Source organism: Kitasatospora sp. NPDC051984 (assembly GCF_044593455.1).
Lineage (GTDB): Bacteria > Actinomycetota > Actinomycetes > Streptomycetales > Streptomycetaceae > Kitasatospora.
In genome coordinates, this window is the sequence record NZ_JBIUCB010000002.1 from 409,830 (window position 1) to 421,009 (window position 11,180).

At 72.8% G+C, this 11,180-nt stretch carries 7 protein-coding genes and 1 pseudogene; 5 read left to right on the plus strand and 3 right to left on the minus strand.

The features are described from left to right. Positions 1–21 precede the first annotated feature (21 nt). Positions 22–414 (plus strand): hypothetical protein, encoded by a 393-nt coding sequence (locus ACIHEI_RS05775; protein WP_396605751.1) that lies wholly within the window; start codon positions 22–24, stop codon positions 412–414. A 728-nt stretch (positions 415–1,142) separates the two neighbouring features. Here the strand turns inward: ACIHEI_RS05775 and ACIHEI_RS05780 are convergent. Beyond that, complete coding sequence (locus ACIHEI_RS05780; protein WP_396605752.1) at positions 1,143–2,654, minus strand: M1 family metallopeptidase; 1,512 nt, start codon at positions 2,652–2,654, stop codon at positions 1,143–1,145. Between the two features lie 143 nt (positions 2,655–2,797). Continuing rightward, positions 2,798–3,259 carry a PACE efflux transporter gene (locus ACIHEI_RS05785; protein ID WP_387636356.1) on the minus strand — a complete coding sequence of 154 codons (462 nt, stop codon included), beginning with the start codon at positions 3,257–3,259 and terminating at the stop codon, positions 2,798–2,800. Between the two features lie 103 nt (positions 3,260–3,362). Here ACIHEI_RS05785 and ACIHEI_RS05790 point away from each other — a divergent pair, with 103 nt between their 5' ends. Together ACIHEI_RS05790 and ACIHEI_RS05795 are read left to right on the plus strand one after the other, a co-directional pair. Continuing rightward, entirely contained in the window at positions 3,363–4,247 is an 885-nt protein-coding gene (locus tag ACIHEI_RS05790; protein ID WP_396605753.1) for a LysR family transcriptional regulator, read from the plus strand. A 32-nt stretch (positions 4,248–4,279) separates the two neighbouring features. After that, positions 4,280–4,510: pseudogene (locus tag ACIHEI_RS05795) on the plus strand (aldo/keto reductase); the annotation flags it as partial. Positions 4,511–4,541: 31 nt separating this feature from the next. Here the strand turns inward: ACIHEI_RS05795 and ACIHEI_RS05800 are convergent. Further along, on the minus strand, positions 4,542–5,687 hold the full coding sequence (locus tag ACIHEI_RS05800) for a LuxR C-terminal-related transcriptional regulator (RefSeq protein ID WP_396605754.1): 1,146 nt from the start codon (positions 5,685–5,687) through the stop codon (positions 4,542–4,544). A gap of 261 nt (positions 5,688–5,948) precedes the next feature. Here ACIHEI_RS05800 and ACIHEI_RS05805 point away from each other — a divergent pair, with 261 nt between their 5' ends. Together ACIHEI_RS05805 and ACIHEI_RS05810 are read left to right on the plus strand one after the other, a co-directional pair. Continuing rightward, positions 5,949–7,226, plus strand: a complete 1,278-nt coding sequence (locus tag ACIHEI_RS05805; protein WP_396605755.1) for an acetyl-CoA carboxylase biotin carboxylase subunit family protein — start codon at positions 5,949–5,951, stop codon at positions 7,224–7,226. Between the two features lie 211 nt (positions 7,227–7,437). After that, positions 7,438–11,154 (plus strand): amino acid adenylation domain-containing protein, encoded by a 3,717-nt coding sequence (locus tag ACIHEI_RS05810; protein WP_396605756.1) that lies wholly within the window; start codon positions 7,438–7,440, stop codon positions 11,152–11,154. The last annotated feature ends 26 nt before the right edge of the window (positions 11,155–11,180 follow it).

The window sequence follows — 11,180 nt, forward strand, 5'->3', positions numbered from 1 at the left end:
GCATGTGCGGCTACGACCATAATGCGGGACCATGACAGCACGAACACGAGTTCCAGCTCGATTGCAGGTGACAGGGCATGTGAGCGGCGGCCCTTCTTCCGGACCGTCACCACCGACCCGGCGGAGACCCGGGAGACCCTGGGCGTCTCGCCCCACGCGCGGCTGGTGGTGCTGATGTCCAACGGCGGCCGCGGCCACGAGAACAAGGCCCGCGAGCACTTCGCCTACAGCCTGGCCATCCTCTCCCGGGTGAAGCAGCCCGACCTGTCGGTCCTGCTGGCGCTCGGCCCGCTGTTCCGCTCCCAGGTGGAGATCCCCGCAGAATTTCCGCACCGCATCACTGTGCTGCGCGAGGCAAGGAACCTGGCGAACGTCCTGTACGCGGCGAACCTGGCGGTCTGCCGCAGCGGCTAGGGCCTGTCCGGTCGATCTTGTCGGATCAGCGCGCGGCGTCGGGCGCCCGGCTGGGAGTGCCGGCGAACCGTCCTCGTACTGGGTGTACTTGGATGGTTTGCCGGTGCTTCCAGGCGGGATGATCCGGCGTCGCGCGCCCGGCAAGATCGGCCGGACAGGCCCTATGGCTCGCTGCACGAGGCAACCGCCGGCGGCGCCCGGGTCCTCGCCTGTCCCGCCCACCGGAACTTCGACGACCAGCGGGCCAGGGTCGAACAGTTCGCGTCCCACAGCGCCTGCGAGCTCGTGGAGAACACCGCCCCGGACGACCTGGCGAAGCAGATCGGCCGGGCACTCGAAGCCGGCCCGATCCGGAACCGGACCGCGCCGCCGCGGAGCGAGTCGCTCGACCAACTTGGCGCCCGCCTGGGGCAGCTGGCACGACCGGGCGCGCGCCCTCGGCCTGCCCGTCGTCCGTGCGCACCAGCAGCCGCCGTTCGCCATCCGCAACACCAAAGCCGAGAAGACGAGGCACACGGGAAGCCCGCTGAGCTGGCACGACATGTGGCATCAGAACAACATCCGCCGAGCCGAGGAGAACCTGCGCCTCGGCCGCCTCACGGCGAACCGCGACCGTACGCCGGTCAAGGTCCTGCTCAACTCCACTCATCAGGTGGAGGTCTGCCCCGGGCCGCGAGCTGCGCGGGCCGGCGGCCCCCGCGGACCGCCGGCTCTTCATAGCGGGAGCGTCACTTCCAGTGCGTGTGAACGGAGTTGGCCTCCTGGATCTGCCGCCAGGACTTCGGTTCCGCCGGCGGCTGCCCCTCGGTCCGGGTCGCGGTGGCCGCCGTGGCGTGCAGGCCCGGGCCGACGGGGGGCTTGGCGGGGGTGAAGAGCCAGGTGTTCAGCAGGTCGCCGAGCTTCCGGCCGGAGATCCGCTCGGCGTAGGCCTGGAACTCCGGGATGGTGGCGTTGCCGTAGCGGCGCTCGGTGGGCCAGCCCTTCAGGATCCGGAAGAACGTTTCGTCGCCGACGGTGTTGCGCAGCGCCTGGATGGCGGCCGCGCCGCGCTGGTAGACCGCCCAGTGGAACTGGTTCTCGTCTCCGGGGTCGCCCGGCTTGACCTTCCAGAACGGGTCGTCGGCGGGGTGCGAGGCGTAGACGTAGTCGGCCAACTCCTGTGCGGTGCCCTCGTTCTCGTGCTCGGACCAGAGGTACTGCGCGTACTGGGCGAAGCCCTCGTTCAGCCAGATGTCGCTCCAGCGGGAGAGCGAGACGCTGTCGCCGTACCACTGGTGGGCCAGCTCGTGCGCGACGACGGAGGTGTTGGATCCCCGGGCGAACACGCCGGGCCCGTAGAAGACCCGGGTCTGGGTCTCCAGGGCGCCGCCGGCCTTGAGGTTGGGCACGTAGCCGCCGACCGAGCTGAACGGGTACTCGCCGAAGTAGCCGCTCAGCCAGTCCACCAGTTCGCCGGTGCGCTCCACGCTGGCCTTGGCGGCGTCCGCGTTGTCCCCGAGGTCCTTGCTGTAGGCGTTGTAGACCGGCAGCCCGCTCGCGGTGACGTCCCGGGTGATGTCGAACTTCCCGATCGCCAGGGTCGCCAGGTAGGTGGCCTGCGGCTTGTTCTCGCGCCAGCTCCAGCGGGTCCAGCCCGCCTGCGAGCTGGTGCCGGTCAGGACGCCGTTGCTGATCGCCTGGGTGCCGTCCGGCACCAGCACCGAGACGTCGAAGGTCGCCTTGTCGCTGGGGTGGTCGTTGCTCGGGAACCACCAGCCGGCCGACACGGGCTCGCCGGCCGCCACCGCGCCGTCCGGGGTTCGGCTCCAGGCGGTGAAGCCGCCGTACTTCTGCACCGTCGACGGCACGTCCTTGTACCGCACCACGACGGTGATCGGGGCCCCGTTGGCCAGCGGCCGGGCCGGGGTGATCTCCAGCTCCTGGTCTCCGCTGTTGGCGAAGGCCGCGGGCCGCCCGTTGACCTGGATCTCGGAGACCTTCAGCGCGAAGTCGAGGTTGAACCGGGAGAGGTCCTGGGTGGCGGTGGCGAGGATGGTCGTGGTGCCCTCCAGCTCGTCGGTGGCGGGCTGGTACTTCAGCCGGACGTCGTAGTGCGAGACGTGGTACCCGCCGTTTCCGAGGGTGGGGTAGTACGGGTCCCCCAGGCCGTCCGCACCCGGTTGGAAGCCGGAAGCCGAGGCGGGTACGGCCAGGAACAGGCTCAGGGCGCTGGCCGCGGAAACGATCAACCTCTTGCGCACGTGGTCCTCCAGGGATCACCGGGACGATGGGGTCGGATCGATCCCTGTCCCGGCGGCTGCCCGCCTACTCCCCGGCGGTGAGAACTTCATGAAGAAACACACCATCGAGACGGTGCCGCCACAGACACCGGACCGCCCGTCAACTACGGCTGCGCAACCAGGAGTTGCTCGTCCGAAGCCACGACGTTCACCGCCGACGCCGGAACCCCGAAGATCCGGTCGAAGGCCCAGTTGTAGGCGAAGGTGTAGAAGGGGACGTAGATGATGAACGTCAGGTCGAGCAGGAATGCCCGGACCAGGGTGAGCTCCAGCCACCACGCGATGAGCGGGACGAGGAAGCAGACCAGCGAGGCCTGGAACCCCACCGCGTGCAGGATCCGGCGCCACACGGTGCGGGTGCGGTCGGCCCGGCGCGCTTCCCACGCCTCGAAGAGGTAGTTGAACGCCATGTTCCACAGCGTCGCCGTGACGGTGATCATGATCGCCAGCGGTCCGGTGGAGGACATCGAGTCGCCTGTCAGCAGCGTCATCACCGAGGTGCCGATCACCAGCCCGAGGATCTCGTACCCCCCGACGTAGACCAGCTTCCGCTTTATCCCTTGCATGGTGGTTGCTCCTCTTTCGCCTGCCCGAGAGAGAAGAAGCTAGTTCAGGTAGTCTGGCGAAAAAAGCAAGGTTCTTTCAGGAACACTGACAGGTGGAGCTCGCATGGCGCTCTCCAGCGACGACATCACGCTGATCCTGGCCGTAGTGGACCACGGCTCCTTCTCCGGCGCGGCCCGCGCGCTGCGCCGGGTGCCCTCCGCGGTCAGCATGGGCATCGCCAACATCGAGGCCGAGCTCGGCTACCCGCTGTTCGACAGGTCCCACCGCGAGGCGGTGCCCACCGCGCAGGCGATGGCCCTGGTGCCGCAGGCCCGCACCCTGGCCAGCGGCCTGCGGTTGCTCCAGGTGCACGCCGCGCAGTTGTCGCAGGACCTGGAGAGCACGCTCACCGTCGCCGTGGCCGCCGGCATCCGGGACCGGGAGCTGCTGGACGCCGTGATCCGGATCGGCGCCAGCTACCCGCTGCTGCGCGTCAACCTGCTGCGTGCCCCGCAGGACCGGGTGCGCGCGATGCTGCACCAGGAGCGCATCGACCTGGCACTGATGGCCGCTCCCCCGCAGGTGGACCGGGAGGAGGCCCGGGCCGCCGTGGGAGAGGTGACCTTCGTCGCCGTGGCGTCGGCCACCGTCGACACGCCCAGCCTGCCCGCCGACCTGCGGCGGCTGGAGGACCTGAGCACCAGCCGCCAGATCGTGCTGGCCGGCCCCGACGACCCCGCCGACCGCCGGCTGCTGATCTCCGACGACCGGTGGCACGTGGAGGCGGTGGAAGCCGCACTCGACCTGGTGCAGGGCGGCGCGGGGTGGGCCAACCTGCCCACGCACGCGATCCGGGAGGCGGTCGCCGCCGGCCGGCTGCGGGTGCTGGAGTTCGACAACACCGAGAACGGCGTGCCCCTGCCCGTCCACCTGGCCTGGCTGCGCAGGAAGCCGCTGCGCCGGGCCGCGGGGGAAATCGTCGAGCTGATGCACCGCAGCCACCGCTGAGGATTCAGCGAAAGGCTCCCGCCCTGGCGGCGCCGCAGGTGGCGATCAACTGGCTGCTGCGCCGGCCCACCGTCTCCTCGGTGATCATCGGCGCCCGCAACGAGGAGCAGCTGCGGCAGAACCTCGGCGCGGTGGGCTGGGAGCTGACGCCGGAGCAGGTGGCCCGGCTGGACGCGGCGAGCATCCGCACCGCGCCGTACCCCTACTACCCGTACCGCCGTCAGGAGGGCTTCGCCCGGCTCAACCCGCCGGTGGCGGGCTGAGGTTCGGCGGGAGAGCCGGGCGAAGCGCGGATCACCCCGCGGTGCGGCAGCGGCCGGCGGGTCTGGGAACGGTGCCCGGTGGGGCGGCCCCCTTGACCTCGTCGGCCGCCGCGATGTTCCCGGCCTCCGCGGTCGCCTCCTCGTGGTCGGCCCCGGGCGCCGCCGTGGTGGCCGGCCCGGCCGGGAGGTCGTCGTCGGGGGGCGGGAAGCTGAGGCCGGCCAGCTCGTCGCGGAGCAGGTAGCCGGCGTGCAGCCGGTTGCGCGCGCCGATCCGGCGCATGATCTCGGAGATGTGCCGCTGGCAGGTGCGCACGGACATGCCGAGGCGCTTGGCGATCAGCTTCTCCTCGTAGCCCTGCACCAGCATCCGCACGATGGACGACTTGATGTTGTTGGAGGTCTCCCGGACGCGCTGGCGCTGCTGCACGGCGGGGAACTCGTCGGCCGCCACCCAGGCGCGTTCGAAGGAGGCGACGGCGAAGTCGATCACGCTCGGGTCCTGGACCAGGGCGGCGCCGAGCGGTTCGTCGCGGAGTTCGATCAGGGCGGTGGCCCGGTCGAAGACGATCACCCGGACGAAGGCGTCGCTGACGGTGCGGACCTCGGCGCCGAGTGCGGTGACCTTGCGGACGTACTCGACGGTGTTCTGGTCGTACTGCGCGGTGTGCTGGTAGAGGGTGCGCATCCGCACGCCGCGGTTCAGCAGGGACTCGGTGCGGTGGAGCGATTCGCTGAGCACCTCCTCCGAGCGGGCGCCGCCGGGCTGGGAGGCGAGCACCTCGGTGGTGCTGCGGGCGGCGAGTTCGGTGATGGTGCGGCGCACCGACGCCAGGTCGGTGAGGCGTTCCACCTGCTTTCCGGCGACCCGTCCGAGGGTGCTGGACTCGTAGACGGGCAGCAGCGCGGCCAGGGTGCTGTGCATCTCCTGGAGTTCGCGGTGGTGCCGGACCAGGTCGCGGACGGCGGGTGCGAGCGCCTCCATTCCCGCCCGGGCCGGGGTGTCGGCGCGCAGGTGCCCGTCGGGGGCCTGCCGGACCAGACGCAGCTCCAGCAGGTGCCGGACGGCTAAGTCGAGGTCCACGCGGTCCGCGGCGAGGGCCGCGTGGAGTTCCGCGAGGGAGGCCGGGCCGTGGTCGGCGAGGTGGCGGTACACCTCGGCGCCGACGGCGCGGGCCACGGATGGATCTAGTTGCGTACTGGTTTCCACCTGATCCTCACTTGTCGCCCATCGTCTTCTTACGTGGCGAGAATACGAGCCCCACCGGACACGCCACCGACACTTTTGATCATGCACAGTAATTCCTGAGCGGCGATGACCGATTGCTGCCCGGATCTGACGGGTTATCACCATGTCCACACGTTTCATCCGTGACCTCGGGTGGGGCTGACCGCCGACACCCGGCCGTACGAACCCACGCCTTCGAACGGAGCAGGTCAGTTGTCCAGCGCACCCAACTTCGTGTCCCCCGACCGGCGTTCCCCGCACCGGCTGCCCCTGCTCGCGGTCGTCTACGACCTGGGGGCGGTCGGACCGGCCGAGATCGTCGCCGCCGCCCGCGGCCTGTGCCGCGTCGTCCTGCTGTGCGACCCCGACCGCCCGCACGTTGCCCGGATCCTGCCCGAACTGCGCGGGTTCGCCGACGTGCTGGAGACCGGAGCCGACCCCGAACAGACCGCCCGCACACTGGCGGAGCTGACGCCGGACGGCATCACCACCTTCAGCGAGTACGCGATCCACGCCACGGCGGAACTCGCCGCCCGGCTCGACCTGCCCTACCACGACGGCCCGACCGCGGGCCGGCTCACCGACAAGTACCTGCAGCGCGAGGCGCTGGCCGCCGCGGCGGTGGACGCCGTACGGTGCGTCGCCGTCCGGCAGCGGCCGGAGATCGACCGGGCGCTGACCGGGGTCGGCGCACCCGCCGTGGTCAAGCCCCGCCGCGGCGCGGGCAGCCGGGCCACCCACCGCGTCGACACCACCGCCGAACTGGCCGACCTGCTCGGCGCGTTGACCGCCGACGGCGACGAGGAGTACGTCGTCGAGGAGTTGCTCACCGGCGACCCGGCGGCGGCCGGCGCCGACTGGGGCGACTACGTCTCGGTGGAGTCACTGGTCCGCGACGGCGAAGTCCGACACGTCTGCGTCACCGGCAAGTTCCCGCTGGCCGAACCGTTCCGCGAGGTCGGCCAGTTCCTGCCCGGCGTACTGCCGGCCGACCTCGCCGAGCAGTGCACCGCGCTCACCGAACGCGCCCTGCACGCCCTCGGCGTCACCGTCGGCGTCACCCACACCGAACTGAAACTCACCGACCGCGGCCCACGCGTCATCGAGGTCAACGGCCGGATCGGCGGCTACGTCAACGACGTGCTGGGCCGCTCGGCCGGCTACAACCTGCTGGCCGCCGCCCTGCGCACCGCACTCGGACTCCCGCTGCCCGACGACGGACCGGCGTTCCGCCAAGTCGCCTTCCGCCGCTACCTGGTGGCCCCCGCCACCGCCCGACAGGTCGTCAGCCTGAACGGCGCGGACCGGATCGGCGCCATCCCCGGCGTCCAGTACGTCGAGTGGCGGGCCACCCCCGGCGCCCCGCTCGACTGGCGCGACGGCACCCAGGGCTGCCTCGGCGTGGTCTACGGCATCGCCCGTGACCACGACGCCCTGCGCCGGATCGGCGCCGAGATCGACCGCCTCTTCACGCCCGTGTTCGCCCACTGAGCGACCCCCCGACCGGGCCTTCTTCCGCCCCTCCCGTCGCAGGCCGCAAGCCTCTTGGCCGCGACGAGGCTTCCGCACGCCCCGCCCCGCTCCACCGGCCGCCGCCCGGCCCGCCCCCGACCGGGGCCGCCGGGTGGCTCACCGCCGCGCGTCCCCGAGCACCAGACCCGGCCCAACCGTGTCCGTCCCACCATCGAAGGAGCGCACGTCCGTGGACCGCCATCCCCTCGGCGCACCCGCCGACCCACCCCACTCCGGGCCTCCCGAGCGTCCCGAGCGGCCGCTCGACCTGCCCGGCGCCCGGCCCTGCACCGGCCGCTGCGACCTGCGGCACACCACCGTCCGCCTGCCCCGCACCGGCGGCGACCCGCTGGCCGCCCTGTTACTGGTACTGCGCAAGTACACCGGCGCCGACCTGCTCCCGCTCGGCCGCCTGGACGCGGCCGGCCGGCCGCTGCCCGCCGTCGAGGTGGGCATCGATCCGGCCGCCACCCTCGCCGAGTTCACCGCCCACGCCGCCGAGGCGCTGCGCACCGCCGACGGCGGCACCGGCCCGCAGAGCGTGCTGCTCGCCGACACCCCGCAGGCGCTCGCCGCGCACCCGGTGCCGTTCGACCTCGCCGTGTGCGCCACCGAGGACGGCGCCGAACTGCGGCTCGACGTCCGGGTGCACGCCGACGCCGTCGACCCGGCCCTCGCCGAGGCGCTGCCCCGGCACCTCGCCCTGGTGCTCGACGCCCTCGCCGAGCGGCCCGAGCAGCGCGTCGCCGACACCGGCATCATCGGCGCGCAGGAGCGCGACTTCGTGCTGCACGAGGTCAACGCCACCGCCGTGGACTACCCGCGCGACGCCTCGCTGCCCGCGCTGTTCGCCGAGCAGGCCGCCGCCCACCCCGAGCGCACCGCACTGGTCGGCCCGGACGGCGAGTCCCTGAGCTACGCCGAACTCGACCGCCGCTCCGCCCGGTTGGCCGGGCGGCTGCGCGCCGCCGGGGTAGTCCCCGGCAGCCGGGTCGCGCTGCGCGCCGAGCGCACCGCCGCGATGGTGGTCGCCACCGTGGCGGTGCTGCGGGCAGGCGCGGCGTACGTGCCGGTCGACCCGGGCCACCCCGAGGAGCGGGTCGCGTACACGGTGGCCGACAGCGGCGCGGTGCTGATGCTCACCTCCGACCCGGGCCTCCCGGCCCCGCTGCCGCTCCTGTCCTGGGACACCGCCGACGGCGACCCGACCGGCCCGGACAGTCCGGCGGCCGCCGAAGCGACGGCGTACGTGATGTACACCTCCGGCACCACCGGCCGGCCCAAGGGCGTGCCGATCAACCACCGCAGCGTGGTGCGCCTGGTACGGGGCAGCGACTTCGCCGAACTGGGCCCGGACACCCGGGTGTTGCAGACCGGCGCGCCGGTCTTCGACGCCGCCACGCTGGAGATCTGGGGGCCGCTGCTGAACGGCGGCACCCTGCACCTGGTCGACGACTCCGTGATCCTGGACGCCCGGGCGCTCGGCCGGGCGGTGCGCGAACGCGGCATCACCACCATGTGGCTGACCGCCGCCCTCTTCAACCAACTGGTCGACCAGGAGCCGGCCCTGCTGACCGGCCTGCGCGAACTTCTGGTCGGCGGCGACGCGCTGTCCGTCCCGCACATCGACAAGCTGCTCACCGCCTGCCCGGGCCTGAAGGTCACCAACGGCTACGGGCCGACCGAGAACACCACCTTCTCCACCACCCACCCGGTCACCCGCCCGCTCGGCGAGCGCATCCCGATCGGCCGGCCGATCGCCAACTCCACGGCGTACGTGGTCGATCCGGACGGCGGACTGCAGGCCGTGGGCGTCCCCGGCGAGCTGCTGGTGGGCGGCGACGGCCTGACCGCGGGCTACCTCGGCCGGCCCGACCTGGACGAGCGGGCCTTCGTCCCCGACACCTTCGGCGGCGGCGGGCGGCTGTACCGCACCGGCGACCGGGTGCGGCTGCTGCCCGACGGCGCGCTGGAGTTCCTCGGCCGGGTGGACCACCAGGTCAAGATCCGCGGCTTCCGCGTCGAACCCGCCGAGGTCGCCGAGCAGTTGATGCGGGAGCCAGGCGTACGCGAGGCCGTGGTGGTGGCCCGGCAGTACCCGGAGACCGGCGAGAAGTACCTGTGCGGGTACGTCGCGGCCGACGCCGCCGCCGACCCGGCCGCCCTGCGCACCGCCCTGGCGGCCCGGCTGCCCGAGCACCTGGTGCCGGCCCGGATCGTCCGGCTGGACGCGCTGCCGCTCACCCGCAACGGCAAGGTCGACCGGGCGGCGCTGCCACTACCGGAGACCGCCGCACCCGATGCCGGCTACGCCGCCCCGCGCGACGAGCTGGAGCGCTTCCTGTGCGAGCGCTGGCAGCAGGTGCTCGGCCGTGAACTCGTCGGCCTGGACGACGACTTCTTCGACCTGGGCGCGAGTTCGCTGACCGCCGCGATGCTCGCGGGGGACGTCCAGCGGGAGTACGCCGTCGACTTCTCGGGCGCGCTGATCCTCACCCACCCGACGGTGCGCGAGGTCGCCGAGCTGCTGCGCGCGGCGTTCGCCGAGGCCGCCGACTGGCCCGCCGACGCGGGCGTCCGGGAGCTGCCGACCGCGCCCGAGCTGCCCGACCACCCGGTCACCCCGCAGCAGAAAAGGCTCTACGTCGAGCAGTTGAAGGACCCGTCGACCACCCAGTACCACGTCCCGCTGGTGGTCGACCTGCCCGCCGGGCAGGTCGGGGCGGACGCGCTGGAGGCGGCGCTGCGGCAGCTGATCGCGCGTCACGAGGTGCTGCGCACCGCCTTCGTGCACGACGGCGACGAGCCCCGGCAGCGGGTGCTGTCCGAGGTGCCGTTCGCACTGGAGCGCGAGGAGCGGACGGTGCGCGAGCTGCTGCGGCCCTTCGACCTGGCCGAACCGCCGCTGCTGCGCGCCGCGTTCTTCCCGCGCGGCGACCACGACCGGCTGCTGCTGGACGTCCACCACATCGTCGCGGACGGCACCTCGGTGGCGGTGCTGCTGGCCGAACTGGCCGACCTGTACCGGGGCGTGCCGCTGCCCGAGCCCAAGCACCAGTACCGCGACTACGCGCACTGGTGGCGGCAGCACGGCGAGGCGCTGGCCGAACGCGAGCACCGGCCGTACTGGCTGGAGCTGTTCGCCGAGCCGCAGCCCGCCGCCGACCTGCCGGTGGACCGGCCGAGGCCCGCCACCCGGGGCACCGCGGGCGACCGGACCGCCTTCGACCTCGGGCCCGAACGCACGGCTGCGATACGGGAGTTGGCGTCCCGCCACCGGGTGACCGTGTTCGGTTTCCTGGCCGCCGCGCACGCGCTGTTCCTGTCCGCGGTGACCGGCAGCCACGACGTCACCGCGGGCGTCCCCACCGCAGGGCGGACGGTGCCGGGCACCGAGCGGCTGCCCGGCATGTTCGCCGGCACGGTCTGCCTGCGCAGCCGATTCGAGCCCGGCACCCCGTTCGCCGACCACCTGCGGGCGGTCGCCGACCAGGCGGTGCAGGCCTTCGCCCACCAGGACCAGCCGTTCGACACCCTGGTCGAACTGGTCGCCGGGGAGCGGGACTACAGCCGCAACCCGCTGTTCGACGCGATGCTCGCCTTCCAGGGCGGCGGGGTCGGACCGGGCGACTTCCTCGGCGCGCGGCCGCGGTTCGCCGACACCGACACCGCCCACACCATGTTCGACCTGAACCTCCAGTTCCACGAGGCCGGCGAGTCCGTCGAGGCGGTGTGGGCGTACAGCACCGACCTGTTCGACCGCGCCACCGCCGAGGCCTTCGTCCGCCTGCTGCTCGACATCGTCGACGGCGCGCTGGCCGACCCGCACGCGCCCGTCGGCCGGCTGATCCGCCCCGCCGCACCGACCGTCGCCCCGGCGGCCGTCGCCATCGAGTTCGACCTGTGAACCGCGCCCCGGGCGGCCCCGCTCCA